The sequence below is a fragment of the Acinetobacter sp. 1542444 genome (assembly GCF_000581835.1).
Lineage (GTDB): Bacteria > Pseudomonadota > Gammaproteobacteria > Pseudomonadales > Moraxellaceae > Acinetobacter > Acinetobacter pittii.
In genome coordinates this window covers 1-17,911 of record NZ_JEYA01000003.1, presented here as the reverse complement: position 1 = coordinate 17,911, position 17,911 = coordinate 1, and the positions used below count along the sequence as shown (strand labels likewise).

Annotated in this window: 10 protein-coding genes and 2 pseudogenes; 6 read left to right on the top strand and 6 right to left on the bottom strand. The window is 40.3% G+C overall.

Annotated features, from left to right (window positions below; all coding sequences use genetic code 11):
• Together carB and greA are read left to right on the top strand one after the other, a co-directional pair.
• The gene (gene carB, locus J580_RS12325; RefSeq protein WP_005067595.1) at positions 1 to 3,231 is read left to right on the top strand and encodes a carbamoyl-phosphate synthase large subunit; all 3,231 of its coding nucleotides are present in this window, start codon (positions 1 to 3) and stop codon (positions 3,229 to 3,231) included.
• Positions 3,232 to 3,319: 88 nt separating this feature from the next.
• Entirely contained in the window at positions 3,320 to 3,796 is a 477-nt protein-coding gene (gene greA, locus J580_RS12320; RefSeq protein WP_002115570.1) for a transcription elongation factor GreA, read from the top strand.
• Between the two features lie 81 nt (positions 3,797 to 3,877).
• On the opposite strand, the gene J580_RS12315 is transcribed toward greA, so the two are convergent.
• The gene (locus J580_RS12315; protein WP_032004366.1) at positions 3,878 to 4,465 is read right to left on the bottom strand and encodes a TetR/AcrR family transcriptional regulator; all 588 of its coding nucleotides are present in this window, start codon (positions 4,463 to 4,465) and stop codon (positions 3,878 to 3,880) included.
• 139 nt (positions 4,466 to 4,604) lie between these two features.
• Here J580_RS12315 and J580_RS12310 point away from each other — a divergent pair, with 139 nt between their 5' ends.
• From J580_RS12310 to J580_RS12300, 3 genes are all read left to right on the top strand, one after another.
• Positions 4,605 to 4,997 carry a RidA family protein gene (locus J580_RS12310; protein ID WP_081403639.1) on the top strand — a complete coding sequence of 131 codons (393 nt, stop codon included), beginning with the start codon at positions 4,605 to 4,607 and terminating at the stop codon, positions 4,995 to 4,997.
• Between the two features lie 110 nt (positions 4,998 to 5,107).
• A complete protein-coding gene (locus J580_RS12305) occupies positions 5,108 to 5,740 on the top strand; it encodes a CatB-related O-acetyltransferase (protein ID WP_032004363.1) in 633 nt (210 codons plus the stop codon).
• A gap of 121 nt (positions 5,741 to 5,861) precedes the next feature.
• Entirely contained in the window at positions 5,862 to 6,299 is a 438-nt protein-coding gene (locus J580_RS12300; RefSeq protein WP_004790445.1) for a universal stress protein, read from the top strand.
• Between the two features lie 40 nt (positions 6,300 to 6,339).
• On the opposite strand, the pseudogene J580_RS12295 reads toward J580_RS12300, so the two are convergent.
• Positions 6,340 to 7,088 (bottom strand): annotated as a pseudogene (locus J580_RS12295) (hypothetical protein).
• 25 nt (positions 7,089 to 7,113) lie between these two features.
• Positions 7,114 to 7,443 (bottom strand): MGMT family protein, encoded by a 330-nt coding sequence (locus J580_RS12290; RefSeq protein ID WP_081403663.1) that lies wholly within the window; start codon positions 7,441 to 7,443, stop codon positions 7,114 to 7,116.
• Between the two features lie 81 nt (positions 7,444 to 7,524).
• Here J580_RS12290 and J580_RS12285 point away from each other — a divergent pair, with 81 nt between their 5' ends.
• The gene (locus J580_RS12285; RefSeq protein WP_032004359.1) at positions 7,525 to 8,241 is read left to right on the top strand and encodes a metalloprotease; all 717 of its coding nucleotides are present in this window, start codon (positions 7,525 to 7,527) and stop codon (positions 8,239 to 8,241) included.
• Here the strand turns inward: J580_RS12285 and J580_RS12280 are convergent.
• From J580_RS12280 to J580_RS0104245, 3 genes and pseudogenes are all read right to left on the bottom strand, one after another.
• Entirely contained in the window at positions 8,238 to 9,968 is a 1,731-nt protein-coding gene (locus tag J580_RS12280; RefSeq protein ID WP_032004358.1) for a CapA family protein, read from the bottom strand. The genes J580_RS12285 and J580_RS12280 overlap by 4 nt on opposite strands.
• Positions 9,965 to 11,620: a poly alpha-glucosyltransferase gene (locus J580_RS12275; RefSeq protein ID WP_032004357.1), complete on the bottom strand. Its 1,656-nt coding sequence runs from the start codon at positions 11,618 to 11,620 to the stop codon at positions 9,965 to 9,967. The genes J580_RS12280 and J580_RS12275 overlap by 4 nt, the downstream gene beginning before the upstream one ends.
• Before the next feature lie 146 nt (positions 11,621 to 11,766).
• Positions 11,767 to 17,898: pseudogene (locus J580_RS0104245) on the bottom strand (BapA/Bap/LapF family large adhesin); the annotation flags it as partial.
• Between the last annotated feature and the right edge of the window lie 13 nt (positions 17,899 to 17,911).

The following is a 17,911-nucleotide window of genomic DNA, read 5'->3' as shown; positions in this document are numbered from 1 at the left end:
ATGCCTAAACGTACGGATATTAAAAGCATCTTAATTATTGGTGCTGGCCCGATTGTGATTGGTCAGGCATGTGAGTTTGACTACTCAGGTGCTCAAGCGTGTAAAGCACTTCGTGAAGAAGGCTACCGTGTTATTTTGGTTAACTCTAACCCAGCAACCATTATGACAGACCCTTCAATGGCTGATGCAACTTATATTGAGCCAATTACTTGGCAAACAGTTGCACAGATTATTGAAAAAGAACGTCCAGATGCAGTATTGCCAACTATGGGTGGCCAAACTGCGTTGAACTGTGCTCTTGCACTTGATGAGCACGGCGTTCTTGAGAAATATAATGTTGAATTAATTGGTGCAACTAAAGACGCAATTGAGAAAGCCGAAGATCGTAAACTCTTCGATATCGCTATGCGTAAAATTGGCTTGGAATGTCCAAAAGCTGCCATTGCTGAAACAATGGAAGAAGCTTTAGAAATCCAGTCACGCTTTGGTTTCCCAGTAATTATCCGTCCATCATTCACAATGGGTGGTTCGGGTGGCGGTATTGCATATAACCGTGAAGAATTCCTTGAGATTTGTGAACGTGGTTTTGATCTCTCTCCTACTCACCAGTTATTGATCGATGAATCTTTAATTGGTTGGAAAGAGTACGAAATGGAAGTTGTTCGTGACAAAAATGACAACTGTATTATCGTATGTGCGATCGAAAACTTCGACCCAATGGGCGTACACACTGGTGACTCAATCACTGTAGCACCAGCTCAGACATTAACTGACAAAGAATACCAATTGATGCGTAACGCTTCGGTTGCAGTTCTTCGTGAAATTGGTGTTGAGACAGGCGGTTCTAACGTTCAATTCGGTATTAACCCGAAAGACGGCCGTATGGTTGTTATCGAAATGAACCCTCGTGTATCTCGTTCATCTGCACTTGCATCTAAAGCAACAGGGTTCCCGATTGCTAAAATCGCAGCAAAACTTGCTGTTGGTTATACCCTTGATGAATTAAAAAATGACATCACTGGTGGCGTGACTCCTGCAAGCTTTGAACCATCAATTGACTATGTTGTAACGAAGATTCCTCGTTTTAACTTCGAGAAATTCCCACAAGCTGAACCAGTTCTTACCACTCAGATGAAATCTGTTGGTGAAGTGATGGCAATTGGCCGTAACTTCCAAGAATCTGTACAAAAAGCATTACGTGGCCTTGAAGTTGGTGTAAGCGGTTTTGATGAAAAAATCGAAGCTGGAGCAACAAATGCAAAAGAAATTATTCTAAAAGAACTTAAAGTTCCGGGTCCTGAGCGTATCTGGTACGTAGCGGACGCTTTCCGTCATGGTTTCTCTTTAGATGAAGTTTTTGAAGCGACTAAGATTGACCGCTGGTTCCTTATCCAAATTCAAGACATCGTTAAAACTGAAGCTCAAGTGAAAACTTTAGGTTTTGGTGACTTAAACGCTGACAACATCCGTTCATTCAAGCGTAAAGGTTTATCTGACCTTCGTATTGCTCACCTCATGGGCATTTCACAAAAGCAATTCCGTAAACAACGTTGGAACTTGGGTGTTTATCCAGTTTACAAACGCGTTGATACATGTGCAGCAGAGTTTGAATCTGGTACTGCATACATGTATTCAACTTACGATGAAGAATGTGAAGCAAATCCATCAAACCGTGACAAGATCATGGTCATTGGTGGTGGTCCAAACCGTATTGGTCAAGGTATCGAATTTGACTACTGCTGTGTACACGCTGCATTAGCTATGCGTGAAGACGGTTACGAAACAATCATGGTGAACTGTAACCCTGAAACTGTTTCTACCGACTATGACACATCTGACCGTCTATACTTCGAGCCTGTAACACTTGAAGATGTACTTGAAATCGTACGTACAGAGAAGCCTAAAGGCGTAATCGTACAGTACGGTGGTCAAACTCCGCTTAAATTGGCACGTGCTTTAGAAGAAGCAGGCACTCCAATTATCGGTACATCACCAGATGCGATTGACCGTGCTGAAGACCGTGAACGTTTCCAACAAATGATTCAACGTTTACAGCTTCGTCAACCAAACAACAGCATTGTAAAATCTGCTGAAGAAGGTATCTCTGAAGCTGCAAAAGTAGGTTATCCGCTTGTTGTTCGCCCATCTTATGTATTAGGTGGTCGTGCAATGGAAATCGTATATAACGAAGAAGAACTTAAACGTTACCTTCGTGAAGCAGTTCAAGCATCTAATGAAGCCCCTGTTCTTCTTGACCGTTTCCTAGATGACGCAACTGAAGTTGATGTTGACTGTGTATCTGACGGTAAAGACGTTGTGATCGGCGGTATCATGCAGCATATTGAACAAGCAGGTATTCACTCAGGTGACTCTGCATGTTCGATTCCTCCTTATTCTTTATCTAAAGAAATTCAGGATGAAATGCGTCGTCAAACGATTGCGATGGCAAAAGAACTTGGCGTTGTTGGCTTGATGAACGTTCAGTTCGCTGTAAAAGGTGACGATATTTACGTTCTAGAAGTTAACCCACGTGCTTCACGTACAGTTCCATTCGTATCGAAGTGTATTGGTGATTCTTTAGCGAAAGTTGCTGCGCGTTGTATGGCAGGTCAATCTCTTGAGTCTCAAGGGTTTACTAAAGAAATCATTCCAACTCACTTTGCTGTGAAGGAAGCCGTTTTCCCATTCGCTAAATTCCAAGGCGTAGACCCTATGCTTGGACCTGAGATGAAATCTACAGGTGAAGTGATGGGCGTAGGTAAAACATTTGGTGAAGCATTCTATAAAGCTGTTTTAGGCTCAAATGAACGTTTACCTGGTTTACCAACTGAAGGCGAAGTAAAACATGCTTTCTTATCAGTACGTGAATCTGACAAGAAATACATCGCTGATATCGCTAAGAAATTAGTTGAATATGGCTTCAAGCTTGTTGCAACAGGTGGTACTTACCAAGTGCTTAAAGAAGCAGGTTTAGAATGCGAATCTGTAAATAAAGTTACTGAAGGTCGTCCACATATTGTTGACCGCTTGAAAAATGGTGAAATACACCTTATTGTCAATACCACTGAAGGTAAACAGGCTCAATATGACTCTGCAATGATTCGTCGTGCTGCCCTACAAGGCAAAGTGTATTACACAACGACCATCAATGGCGCAGAAGCTGTTTGCCAAGCCTTTGCTGTGAAATTGCCAATGGATGTATACCGCTTGCAAGATTTAACTGTAGGTTAATTTTTTTACCGATAAGTCCCGTCACCTTATCGGTGGCGGGATTTTTTCATTTTTTTAACTGTGTTTTCTCAACTTAAGAGGGACCGAAATGCAACGTTATCCAATGACCCCTGAAGGTAAAATCGCCTTAGAGAAAGAATTACAACATCTGAAATCTGTTGAACGTCCACGTATTACTCAAGCAATTGCTGAAGCACGTGAACATGGGGACTTAAAAGAAAATGCAGAATACCATGCTGCTCGTGAACAGCAAGGTTTCTGTGAAGGACGCATCCAAGATATCGAAGGAAAATTGGGTGCTTCACAAGTCATCGATGTTAAGGACTTAGAACAAAACGGTCGTGTTGTATTCGGTGTTACGGTAACGATTGAAAACCTTGATACTGAAGAACGCAAGACTTATAAAATTGTTGGTGATGATGAAGCTGATTTTAAAATCAATAAAATCTCAGTGAACTCACCAATCGCACGTGGCCTTTTGAGCAAGAGTGAAGGTGATGAAGTAAAAATCGTTACTCCTCAAGGCGAAGTGGAATATGAAATCGTAAGTGTAGAATATCTTTAATTTATAAATAGATATACTTAAACTATAAAACCCCTCAATTGAGGGGTTTTTTATATTTCAGACAAATATTAAAAAAATTCACTAGGCATCTTTTAAAAAGCCTGATGCAAAGATTTTAAAAGCATTTAATGCTTCAGGAAGTACCTGTTCAGGATATTCACTAGAAGCCACCCATAATGCAGCGTTCATGGCAGCCCCATTTAAAAGCACTGCTGCCGCTTCTGGGTCTACAATTTTAATTTGTTCTGCTGTCAATAGCTGTTCAACACACTCACGGGTAGACTGCAGACATCTATTTTGACTTGGCCAATGCGCTGGATCGCCCAGCACTGCAGGTCCATCACGTAACACAATACGCTGAAACTCAGGATTTAAAGCATTTTGAATATAGGTCTGCCCTTCAAGTAGCAATCCTTCCCAAAGATCATCAGGCTGCTCTAAATGCTGCTGGGCATATTCTGCCATTTGTGAATCAATTTGATCGACCACTGCAGCAAATAAACCACGCTTGTCACCAAAATGATGGTACAGCGCCCCACGGGTCAACCCTGCTGCTGCCGTGAGTTTATCCATTGAAGTATCTGTATAGCCATATTCAGCAAATGCACGACGTGCTACTTCAATCAGTTTCTTGCGGGTTTCCGCCATCTTTTGTTCACGAACAGACATGTATTTCACCAGCTAATCATCACAAAAAATTTTAATTGACATACGCCTCGTATGTCAATTATGTTTACATACGAGGCGTATGTGAAACCTGAGCGACATTTACTGATTGGTATTTAAATACTGAAGGAGAACAAACCTGATGAGAACTGCAATATTTCCTAAAGACCGCCATGCCTTATATGAACAGCATGGTTATTCAGCCGCAATTCAATCGAAAGATTTACTCTTTGTTTCAGGACAGGTTGGTAGCCTTGAAGATGGCTCACCTGTACCTGATTTTGAAAAACAGGTGATCCAAGCTTTTAAGAACTTAGCAGAGACACTGAAAGCAGCTGGTTGTACTTTCGATGATATTATTGATGTCACCACCTTTCATACCAATCCAGAACGGCAGTTTGAAAGCATTATGAAAGTTAAAAATCAGATCTTTACACAAAAGCCTTATCCTAATTGGACCGCTGTGGGCGTAACTTGGTTAGCAGGCTTTGATTTTGAGATTAAAGTTATTGCACGTATTCCTCATAATAATTAGTTCAAATTAGCACGCGCTTTAACATTCGATTCACTGGCTGGGCTGAGATTATGGGTTCAGCTTGAATCGCAATTCGGTATAATGGCGTATTCTCTTTTTATATTTCCCTTATGGCTGAAAAGTTAATTGGCTCCCCTGTTCGTCATTGGTGCGAATTTGAGTTTATTTCCAAAACTGTGAAAAATCCCAATATCCATATTAAAGGAAATTATTCTTACTATTCGGCCTATTGGGATCAAGGCTTTGAGCGTTGTGTAGTACGTTATTTACATGACAAGCTCTCTACTCCAGACAAGCCAATTGATCAACTTTATATTGGTAATTTTGTTTGTTTTGGTGCTGAGTGCGTGATCATGATGGGTGGCAATCAGCTTCATAGACCCGACTGGATTTCAACTTTTCCTTTTGATACTCGTAGTTTTTTGGCGGCTGGTGATACTATTATTGCTGATGGCTGCTGGATTGGTAGCCGTGCAATGATTATGCAAGGTGTCAAACTAGGTGAAGGCGCAGTGGTCGCCACTGGAGCCGTAGTAACTAAAGATGTTCCTCCCTATGCAATTGTAGGTGGAGTGCCTGCGAAAATTATTAAATATCGCTTTCCTCAAGAACAAATCGACAAACTACTTGCTTTAAAACTTTATGATTTAGATGAGAAGCAAATTTTGAAAATACGTGAATATCTTCAAACTGATGATATTGATGCTTTATCTACACATATAGAAAATTTGCGCAATTTATAAGAATTTACCTACAAAATTTGTTGTTATAAAAACACAAATGATTACGTGCTTGAATTTAAATCGTCAAAAAATAAGTATAAAGTATTAATAAATAAGCATCATTACAATAAGGAAAATACTCATGTTATATCAACATATTCTGGTACCAATTGACGGTTCTGAAACTTCTATGGTCGCCATGAAAGAGGCCATTAAGCTGGGAAAAGCGTTAAATAGTAAAATTACAGTTGTACAAGTGATGGCACTTGACCCATTTATTGCTGATGTCTACGTAAAAACTGGCCAAACTAATGAGTTGATTGAACGTACAAGAACTTATTTGCTCGACATTTTAGAAAAAGCAAAACAAGAATTTGCCAATGAAGGCATTACTGTTGAAACCAAACTGTTGGAAGGCTTTGTTGTACACGAGGAAATCATTCAAGCTGCTCAAGACTTAAATGCAGATCTGATTGTCATGGGTTCCCATGGCCGCACAGGGGTCCGAAAACTCGTGTTGGGAAGTGTTGCACAAAAAGTTTTAGGGGAAAGCCATATTCCTGTGTTAATTGTTCGCTAAAGTGAGACGCCTGTCTGGCTAAAGTGAGCAAGATAGGCTTCTATTTCTTAAAAGGCATAACCTCTTCACGCGATTGCTCAACCGTTATCGTTTTTTTACTTTTGAAAGCTTCCCAAGAATAATTTTTATAATTTAATTGCCATAAATAATATGGTTGTCCCACATCTTTAAATTGAATGTTTAGTATCATCCATGCCTCATCATGACAATGGGGCGATTTTTTATAATCTTGTTCTGAAAAACATGCTCGAATCATTTCTCGTGAAGAAAAAGCAATATCTTTTAGTGCAACTTGATACTTCCCATGAGGTTTAAGCTTAATAAAGTCGGCATTTTCTTCAAAACGCCCTCCTCCTGAGTAACCCGTAAACCATCTATTAACTACTGCGATTGCAAACTCATTTTTATTTAATGGATATAAAGCTGGAAAGATCTGTAATCCATCTGGTGCCAAATCATCGGTATGAGGCTCTTTATTATTATGTTGATAATCTTTAAAGTCCCATTGATCAACTACTTTATATTGATTATTTTGCTTCTTAACCTGAACAATTTGTGGACTTTCATCTATTAGGTAATAAATCGAATCTTGCGTATTTTTTCCCTTCCACAGGATAGCTTCACCACTGCATTTCTGTCTCAGTTGCTTGCATATCAAATCTATGTCTTGCTGAGAGCCTTTATATTTGCAAAAGGTTGAGTTGAAATATCCTTTTCAGCATAACTCACCTGTGCCATCAAACTTAAAAGTAATATTGCTCCACTACACCATTTATTATTCTTTTGCATGTGTATTTACTCTCTAACATAAATATTAAGGCTGCCAAGCAAACTGCTTTAAGTCAACTTTACCATTTAACAAATAGACACCTTCAGCTTCCAATTTTAATTGCTGAATATTTTCACCTTTTTCATTAAACTTACTTAGGCTAATTTTGCCTTGAGAATTAATCACACGATACCAAGGAACTTGATGATCAGCTTCAAGATTTTTCAAAACATAGCCCACTAATCTCGCATGTTTTGGTAATCCTGCCATACGAGCCACTTGTCCATAGGTTGCAACTTTTCCGTAAGGAATCAAAGCAATGACTTCTAAAATTTGCCGATGTAGTTCATACTGAGTTGTCAAAGTGGACTCCATAAAAATTGACATCATTCATATCATATAAAAAATTTTGAATAAAACTAAATGCAATCCAAGGTGGGCTTGAGGGAAATCTGCATGAAAAAAACATTACTGGTGATTACTGGCACTTTACTATGCGTTTCTTGTACTACACGCCCTCCTCTTCCTTTAGGAGAAACACCTAAAGTCTCTACAGATGGCCGTCCTATTATTCCAGTCACTTTTGTTTTTACAACCAACTCTCCAGAATCTACAAAGTTTGATAATTATCAACAGATGCGTAAGGAAATTAAAATATTAAATAAATACTATGTAGATGATAAAAATAATAAAATTTTTAAATTTAAATTACATCGTTATATTCCTTATGAAGATTTTTCAAAATTACATTGTGATTTAAAACAACAGATTAATCAGCCCTACCCAATTACTATTGAAACCATTCCTGCCAGTGTAAATACGTGTTTTCCGAAACGAACTGCAAGTAAAGAAGTGATTGTTTTTATTTATGATGCCTACTCAACGAAATGGAAATTTGAAGATGTAACAAGTAGAGCTTTTCGTAATAATGGCAAACCCTTTATTTTATTAGACTGGAACCGCCTCAATTATAATATTCAGGCTGGTAGCGTGCATGAAATGGGACATGTGTTTGGTCTAAAACATGTTTGTGCGCCAAAAGCTACAAAACGTACTCCAACCAACATCATGGCAAGCGCCGAATGTAAATTAGGCAGTGGTGGCTTAAGAAATTTAGGATTTACGCCAGTACAACTTCAAACTATTTTATCGACATACAAACAATATCCCTAAAATTTAATTTCAATATATGCTCCTAAGTTATCTTGGGTAGCGATGTAATTTTCAGGGGCCAATGAAGATGTCATGTAAGTACTAGCTTTTAAGAAATCTTCAGCATTGACTGGATACGGCTGCCAAAATGTTTTCAAATTATTGGTGTAAATTGGATAAAGACGAAGTAAGTCTTTTGACAAATCTAACCTTGCTATACAACCAAATGGTAAAGCATTGTGTTTTTCATATTCACCATTGCTATTAAACACAGCATTGCCAATACCAAACACGACTGGCTTTTGGTTGACGATCTGGACAGGTTGAATAGTATGAGCACCATGACCAATGATCAAGTCAGCGCCAGCTTGGGTTAGAATCGTAGCAAGCTTATTCTGCTCTTTTGTAATAGGCTTGAAGTCGACACCCCAATGGCAAATAACAATAATTTTATGTTCAGGATGAGTCAGCCTATAGCGACCTATTTGTTCAAGCAAAACACCATTTAAACACGCGACCCCACTCTTATGACCTAAAGCATAAAAATCATAATCGAGATAGGCAGTGTCTCTGTGCCAGTATCCGTTAAAAATAGCATAACGCTTATTTTCAAAAGAGAGTTGAAAGTAGTTATGAGCATCTTTTTGGTTTACACCTGCCCCGATATAAGAAATGTTAGCCTGATCCAACTGTTGTAATGTATAGACCACTCCATGATCCCCATAGTCTTTTAGATGGTTATTTGCTAACACCACATGATTAAGGTGAATATTTTTGAATGCTGCTAATGTTTGTTCAGCATCAGCTTTAAGAATAAAAGGCTTTTTATGACCTAAAGGAGATTGGTTTTCTAAGGAAAATACCGCTTCAAAGTTAGCAATATTTAAGTCATGTTCACCTAAAAAAGCTTTTATTTTTTTAAAAGAATAGTCATATCCATACTGTTGCAGAGCATCTATTTGCCCTCTAGCCTTACGTTTTTCAGTGTAGATTTCCCCAAAGTAGGTATCGCCTAGAATGTTAATAATGCCACTTGGAGCTGAGCAAACTTTAGGTCTTACAGTCTGTGCTTGAAAACAGTGATAATAAGGAATCAAGTGCTCAGCACGACGAATATCATCTAAAAAAGAAAAGAAACCTATCGTTTGGTTTTCTTCAAAGAACGTCAGATAAATTTTTCTAAAAGAATTTATAAGATATAAGACCTCTACTACATGCTGTCCCATTAATGGTGTCTGAGGGAGATAAGACTTTCCTTGAAAATTCAGCTCCTTTATAAAGAATAGTTCTTTTATATCACTGGGATAGCTATAAATTTTTCTGATCAATAAAAACAAATGCTTTAGTTGATTTTGGGTAGCTTCATTTTTTAAAGTTAAGTTATAGGTAGCGGCTCTTTTAGAGAAAATTAAAGATGCTTGCTCATTTGTACCACAGAGCATCTTACTTAAAGCATCTTTTACATCTGCTGCTTGAGTAAAAATTAAGAACTGCAATAACTCGGTAAATGTATAACTTTCTGATGTTTTTAAACCTAAGTTTTGTTGTCCAATGTGCTTACTCATATTTTGTGGCACAACATAGACATCTTGAGCTTGTACATTTTTTTGCTGAAATTGTTCTAATGCGTAGTCGATTAGAAGTAGTGTTGAAATATCATCGTCAAATTCGAATTGCCATAAAGCTTCATCGAAACTTGTAGTGTCGATATGTGCTAATAGCTTGATCTCAACGGGTTGATACTTCATGGTTCATATCCCTTGTAATCTTTAACGTAAGCGATATAACCCGATAAGTTATGCTCTTGGTCATCGATACGTACTCGAAAACGATCATGACGAATATAAAATGCATGTAAAATTTTATCTGGTCGCGCCATATACATAGCCATTTCCGGATAAAAAAATCCTGTCGTTTGAAAATCAGCTCTAAATTCAATTAATTTTTGAAGCTCAGGCATATACGCCTGCTCAAAAAGTGCTGTACGTCCCTGCTCTTTTAAGCGGCTTACCATTTTATAAGCAGCCATTAACATTTCTAGTAAAGTCGCATAAGTCGTTTTTCGATTACGAATAAAAATAAAATGTTTTAAATAATTATTTAAACCAAAAATAAAATATTTATCTTCAGGGCATATTTTAGTGAGCTCATTGGTACAATAACTTAACCAATGGTCATGATATTTTTCATATCTCTTTTCAATAAAATATTCAAATATTAATTTAACAGTTTCTAATAACCTAGAATCTTGGTTGATTTGATATAACCTTAATAAAGCTAAAGCAGCTTCACCATCATAATAAATAATTCTGAATTTTTCTTTTAAATCATAATCTGGATAATTTAATACATGAGTCGTTGAGCCATTTGAATCTATTAATTTTAAAATACCATTTGCTAGTTTTTCTGCATATTTTTGATAATCATTTTTTTGGGTAATTTCTTGATATTTAGTTAACATTAAAATAGCAGCCGCATTGGCACCTAATTTAATTTCAAACTCCCCTTCTTTACCATCAATCATAAAGCTGATTTCAGAGTCTTTTTCTTTATAAAAGTTGGTCAGCGCATATTGGATAGCAGCATGTATCTTGGGCCAATATTCTGGTTTACTCTGCACTTCAAATGTTTCCAGCAACGCATACACCGAGGTACAGTGGCGTACCGTATTGTAGTTACGAATATCTCGATCATAGGCAGAAAAATAGCCATAGATAAATTTGCCATTTTCTTGAATTTGATCATGCAAAAATGCCGAATTTTTTTCAATTAACGACTGAAAATGCTGTTTCTTATTGCTCGAAATCGCCCTAATACCATTCGCATCATAACCGCTCGCTAAATTAATGAATTGCCCATTTTCATAAAATGCTGCGTAGGTATTAAAAGTCCAAATGTCTTGTAGCTCTTGTAGTTTAATCTGTGGTTTAGTGGCGTTATATTTTTGCTTAATTGCATAATTTAGGTTTGTTTCATCAAAAAAGTTGGGTTTGTCATAGCTCAAACCTCGAATAATTGCCTTTCCATAAATCTCTTGCTCCAGAAAAGCCACTGAACATTGTTCATCAAACCCAATACCTTTACGGTAGTGGTTATTGTGAAATTGATGATGGACTTGCTGCTCTACTACTTTCCAAGCTTGTTTCGTTAAATTATATGCAACATCAATTTTTATATAATCAACAAGTGACTCATGTGCAAACTGGTCATTAATGAAAGCTAATAATTGTATTTTTGCTTGTGAAAAGCTTGTTTTTTCACTATGCCATACGTTACATCTTTGGTCTTTAGGCCCATAAGATATAAATAAAATCGTTTCTTTCTGATGATCTGAAACATGTGGAGCGATATGTTCTAACCAAAGGTTCAGTTGTCTTTGGAAGTTTAAAAATGCTTTCACTCGAAATCAGTCCCTATCCGTTGTTTGTTGTTCTATAAATTTTTCAATCCATCATAGCATGAACATGTAAAAAGCTAAGTTAACGTATTGTTTAAACATAAAAAAAGAGCCCGAAGGCTCTTTTTTTCTATAACTCGATTGTCAGATTAGAAAATGATTTGACCATTGTTGATCAAGTCATTCAATGTGACTGGACCAGTAAGGTTAGTCAATTGAAGCAATGGTGTTTCAGTGTAAGTACCTTCTACAAGTAATCCACCATCACGGTCTACGCTGATTGTCGCAGTTTGAGTACCAGCATCGTAGCTTACTGACACATATTGACCGATTGTTAAGTTAGTTTGAGAACCAATTAACAAGTTACTTAAGTCAATCTTATCAGCCTGATCATCCGTTGCAGTATTACCTACGTGGAAGTCAGTCCATACATCTACACCACCTGCTGTTGTATTACCACCAGTTGCGTTAGTTACGCTTGCAGCCGTTAATGTGTTGTAGATCAAGGTATCAGAGCCGTTACCAAGAGCAAATGTATCATTTGCCGCAGTACTCACTGCAAGGCTATTCAACTCTTGACTCAAGTTAATCGTCAATGAAGAAGTGTATTCACTACCATCAATCACCGAAACTAACTTGTAATCAATCACATCAACTGTCGCATTTGCAGCGCTGTCTAATGGTTTGTAGAAGTAAGAACCATCATTGTATAGATACAACGTACCTTCACCTGTATTCACTCCTTGACCAGCAGCTAGTTCATAAGTACCAGTTGTTGAGTTCATTACATAGAGCTGAGTACCTTCTACGACATCATTAGTAAGGACGTTACCAGTAATCCAGTCTGTTTGACCATCTGGTGTGTATTGGTCTAGATGAGTCGCTGTGGTTGTAATTACTGTATCTAAAGTAACTTGGCCAATAGCAACTAGAGCACTAATGTTGAATACGATTTGGTACGTACCTGCAGACAGATGTGGCACATCTGTCGAGTAGGCTGGAGCACCCAACACGCCAGCTAAAGCCGTCGCTGAACCTGAATAAACCGTATCTACCCATACACCGCCTACAAACTGCTGAATCTTATAAGCTACAGTTGGTAATGCCGATAAGCTTAATGATGCAGTGTAGTTCAACTGTATATGAACATCACTAACAGTGTTCGCACCAATTACAAATTGGCTAGAAGTGACTGTACCCGTAGTACCGTAGATCGGAGTACCAACAATTGGAACAGTACCAATCTGAGCAAATTGTAAGTCACCACTCGCCACTGAAGCGGCAGGATCTACCACTGGTTCCATACTGATTGTCGCATCATCTGTATCAGCTGTTACAGATGGTGTTGGAAGCGTAGCATCTGCCGAAGGATCTGCTGTATTCCAAGTGACATCAACATCTGGCGAACCAACTTGAACATGTAATGTAGCGGTATCAGTTCTACCAGTTACAGGATCTGTCACTGTGTAAGTAAAGCTATCAACTTTACCTACATTCGCCATATCCGCAGTTGCCTGATAACTATAAGTACCATCTGCATTAATAGTCAGAGTTCCATATACGCCTACAACCGTTGCTGGAGTACCCGCTACAACTGTAGTTGTATTACCATTTTCAGCTGTAACAGCAGTTACTACTGAAGTTGTTGTAATGTAGTCCGGCACATAGTTTGTACCGTAAACCGCAGAGTTATCATCAGCGAGTACATTACCAGTTACAGGGTCAACAACCAGTACAGGTGGTTGAGTGATATCACCATGATTCAACGTGATATCCGCAGTAACACTACCTAGAGCTGTAAGTAATGTGTTGCTTTCCATGAACAACTCGTAAGTACCGGCACTTAAGTTATCAATCTTGAATTGAACTTCAGAACCAAAGATACCTAACAAGTCAATTACACCAGTATCAGAACTATCTGCAACTACAGTACGAGTGCCATCTGGATTTACTCGTGTTAATACCACATGTAAACCGTCGACAACCGTAGCAACCGAACCAAAGTTCACTGCAATAATCGCGTCAGTCAGATTACCTGGATCAACTGTAAATGTCGCTGTACCTTCTTTAGAACCGATAACGATACCACCGACACCGAGTAACCAGTTGTAGCTAATCGCGTTATCAAGTACCTCAGTCGTTACTGGATAAACCATGTCTATTTCAGCTGAAGCAACGTTATCCATCGCATCTACTGGAAGCGGACTAGTAATTACAGCTGGTTGAGATGGATCTGCATCGTTCCAAGTCATATCTACACTGTCACTATCGAGACGAACGTAAAGTGTTGCCTCAGAAGTATTACCCGTTACAGGATCAAGCAAGGTGTAGGTAAATTGATCTACCTGACCTAGGTTTGCTCCGTCTACAGTTGGGGTATAAGTGTAGTTACCATCTTGGTCGATCACCAATGTACCGTATGTACCAGTGATTGTTGCACCAGCAACTGGATCAACCGCAATACCATTCACTTGAGAGATCACAGCACTGCTGCTTGCTGCATCAACTTCACCAGTGAGGCTCGCATCTTTGATGACATTGCCAGAGATCGGCTCAACAGAGTAACTAGCCACGATGTATGGATTGTAGACATCCATCGTACCAGTTAATGTTCCGCCCAAACCTACACCTAGCAAGCCTTCATATCCGATGAATGCGCGGTACTGACCAGCATCCAATCCTTCAAGAACTGCTGTTGGTGTTCCACCGACAAGCGTTAGATCGATGAGTGATGCTTCTGGGTTAGTACCACCAATTGATACCCATTGTCCTGTTGCTTCATCAAATTTCTGAACAACAATCGCATAATCGCTAAGTAAATCTGCTGTGATGATCGCATCGAATGTGAACGTTGCTGTACCTTCGCGGTTTGGATCAACAGTAAACTCAATTGCGTCGTTACCAAGCAATTGTAAGTCCAGACCAGCCAACGATACTGCTGCAAGGTAAGTTGAACTACCTAGAGCAACATCATCTGCAACTAGCAACGGTTCTGGGTTGATCTCTGCAGTTACAACATTATCCACTGCTTTCACAGAGCTCAATTGAATATTGAGGTTTGCTTGAGCCGTATCACCAGTTACAGGATCAGTTAATGTGTAGACAAATACATCTGTTTGACCTACACCTGCTGCACTTGCAGTAGGCGTATAAGTGTATGTACCGTCTGGATCGATTACCAACGTACCATACAACCCATTAATCACAGTATCTACCGCTGTAACAGGCTGACCATTTACCGCTGTAACTACAGTCGTAGCGGTTACAACGTCTGTTTCACCACTGGTATTGATATCAGTAATCACATTCCCATCAGCAACTTCAGTGTAATATCCACCTACTTGTGTTGTGTCATAAACATCCATTGTGCCAGTTAAGGTACCCAGTAAACCGATACCTAGAAGACCGTTGTAAGTCATGAATGCACGGTATTGTCCTTCTTCTAGACCATCAAGAACCACACCAGGAGTTGAACCTAGTAAAGTAAGATCAAGAATATCAGCCTCACCACCACCATAGACCGAAGTCCATTGGCCTGTTATTGGATCAAGTTTCTGAACTACTAGAGAGTAATCAGATAATGCATCTACTCCAATTAAAGCGCTGTAAGTAAAGGTCGCATTGCCTTCTTGACCAGCAGCTACTGTAAAGCCGATTGACTCTGATCCTAACTGCAAATCAAGTCCAGCAAGTGATACAAGTGCTAGATAAGTATTGCTTCCTAGTGCTGCATCATCTTGTACAAGCAATGGTTGAGGAGCAAGTACAGCTGTATCAGTGTTATCGAAAGCAATGATAGAGCTTGCAAGAGTATAAGTTTGCGTATCTTGAAGTGTACTAGCGTTTCCTGCGAGGTCTGTGAATGTCGCAGTAGCATCAACAGTTAAGTCTGAATCTGCTGCAAGACCACTACCAGCTACATCAACTGTCCAAGTACCTGCTACGGCATCAACTGTGGCTGTATAGTCAACACCATTTACAGTAACCACAACACCTGTTGTTACTGCATCTGTAGGGATGTTGGTCAATGTACCTGTTAAGGTCACTGATCCACCAGCTTCTGTCGCATCCAAGATGTTATCAGCAGTAACTGGGTCAATTACTAACACAGTTGTAGTGATATCAGGTGGAGTAACATCTAGAGTTACCGTTACGTCTGCATCAGCAACATCTACGTTACCTTGTGCATCTACAGCCTCAGCATGAATCACAATCTGACCAGTCACAGGATCTGCTGCTGTTGCATCCAGAGTTGCAGTGATGAAGCCGTTTGCAAGGTCAGCTGCTGTCACGGTGTAGTTAGTACCGTTGATATTCACTACTGTGCCGTCGATTGCATCAGGTCCCAACGCCACTTGTGCATTGAAGGTACCGTCTGTGCCTAGCTCGTCTGCATTCAAGATACCGTCGCCATTTAAGTCTTCAGGAATCGTGATCGCACCGATCAGGTCTGCAGGCAAGGTATCTACAGTCACGGTGATATCTGCATCTGCAACATCAAGGTTACCTTGTGCATCCACTGCTTCTGCATGGATGGTCACAGGGCCTTCGCCTGTTACAGGAATCGCTGCGGTGATGAAGCCGTTTGCAAGGTCAGCTGCTGTCACGGTGTAGTTAGTACCGTTAACATTTACCACTGTGCCGTCGATTGCATCTGGTCCCAACGCCACTTGTGCATTGAAGGTACCGTCTGTGCCTAGCTCGTCTGCATTCAAGATACCGTCGCCATTTAAGTCTTCAGGAATCGTGATCGCACCGATCAGGTCTGCAGGCAAGGTATCTACAGTCACAGTGACGTCTGCATCTGCAACATCAAGGTTACCTTGTGCATCCACTGCTTCTGCATGGATGGTCACAGGGCCTTCGCCTGTTACAGGAATCGCTGCAGTGATGAAGCCGTTTGCAAGGTCAGCTGCTGTCACGGTGTAGTTAGTACCGTTCACATTCACTACTGTGCCGTCGATTGCATCAGGTCCCAACGCCACTTGTGCATTGAAGGTACCGTCTGTGCCTAGCTCGTCTGCATTCAAGATACCGTCGCCATTTAAGTCTTCAGGAATCGTGATCGCACCGATCAGGTCTGCAGGTACTGTATCAATAGTAAGCGTAGCTGTATCTGTAGCAGTATTTCCAGCTGGATCAGTTGCAGTTACAGTTACAGTATGAGGACCATCTATTAATGCAGGCAAAGTATTGTCTGCAAGAGTCCAAGTACCATCACCGTTATTCACTGCTGGATAGTCAACGCCATCCACATTCACAACTACTGTTGCTGTTGGGTCATTAATCACCCCTGTTAAAGCAGGAGTCGTGTCATTAGTAGTTAAGTCATCTAAAGATACAACTGGAACGCTAGTATCAATCGTCACCACTGCTGTATCTGTACCCGTATTGCCTGCTGCATCTGTTGCAGTCACGGTAATGGTGTGTGGACCATCAGTTAACGCAGGAAGTGTATTGTCTGCAAGCGTCCAGGTGCCGTCACCATTGTTCACTGCCGGATAGTCAACACCATCCACATTCACAACCACTGTTGCTGTCGGATCGTTCACTGTACCAGTGAGTGCTGGTGTGCTGTCGTTAGTCAACACATCATCAAGTACAACCACCGGCGGTGTGATGTCTGCAGAGACTGTGCCTGTACCTGGCAATGAAATATTGCCTGCAGGGTCAGTTGCTGTTGCAGTCACTGTATCGCCATCCACCAGGTTGCCCGGGTTTGGTACTGACCAGCTGCCATCTGTGCCTGCTACCACTGTTGCAGTGGTACCGTCAGGGAAGCTGACTGTCACTGTAGAACCCGCTTCTGCTGTACCGCTCACCGGGTCAGTCGCATTGATTGGATCAAGTACAGGTGCATTTGGTGCGGTGGTATCAATCGTCACCACTGCTGTATCTGTACCTGCATTGCCTGCTGCATCTGTTGCAGTCACGGTAATGGTGTGTGGACCATCAGTTAATGCAGGAAGTGTATTGTCTGCAAGCGTCCAGGTGCCGTCACCATTGTTCACTGCCGGATAGTCAACACCATCCACGTTCACAACCACTGTTGCTGTCGGATCGTTCACTGTACCAGTGAGTGCTGGTGTGCTGTCGTTAGTCAACACATCATCAAGTGCAACCACCGGCGGTGTGATGTCGGCAGAGACTGTGCCTGTACCTGGCAATGAAGTATTGCCTGCAGGGTCAGTCGCTGTTGCTGTAACCGTATCGCCATCCACCAGATTGCCCGGGTTTGGTACTGACCATGTTCCGTCTGTGCCTGCCACGACTGTTGCAGTGGTGCCATCAGGA

What these genes read in the sequence shown, in the direction of transcription:
- J580_RS12285 (WP_032004359.1), top strand. Translation starts at nt 7,525, where the DNA reads ATGAAAAAAACATTACTGGTGATTACTGGCACTTTACTATGCGTTTCT.
- J580_RS12310 (WP_081403639.1), top strand. Translation starts at nt 4,605, where the DNA reads ATGAGAACTGCAATATTTCCTAAAGACCGCCATGCCTTATATGAACAG.
- J580_RS12315 (WP_032004366.1), bottom strand. Translation starts at nt 4,465, where the DNA reads ATGTCTGTTCGTGAACAAAAGATGGCGGAAACCCGCAAGAAACTGATT.
- greA (WP_002115570.1), top strand. Translation starts at nt 3,320, where the DNA reads ATGCAACGTTATCCAATGACCCCTGAAGGTAAAATCGCCTTAGAGAAA.
- J580_RS12290 (WP_081403663.1), bottom strand. Translation starts at nt 7,443, where the DNA reads ATGGAGTCCACTTTGACAACTCAGTATGAACTACATCGGCAAATTTTA.
- J580_RS12305 (WP_032004363.1), top strand. Translation starts at nt 5,108, where the DNA reads ATGGCTGAAAAGTTAATTGGCTCCCCTGTTCGTCATTGGTGCGAATTT.
- carB (WP_005067595.1), top strand. Translation starts at nt 1, where the DNA reads ATGCCTAAACGTACGGATATTAAAAGCATCTTAATTATTGGTGCTGGC.
- J580_RS12300 (WP_004790445.1), top strand. Translation starts at nt 5,862, where the DNA reads ATGTTATATCAACATATTCTGGTACCAATTGACGGTTCTGAAACTTCT.
- J580_RS12280 (WP_032004358.1), bottom strand. Translation starts at nt 9,968, where the DNA reads ATGAAGTATCAACCCGTTGAGATCAAGCTATTAGCACATATCGACACT.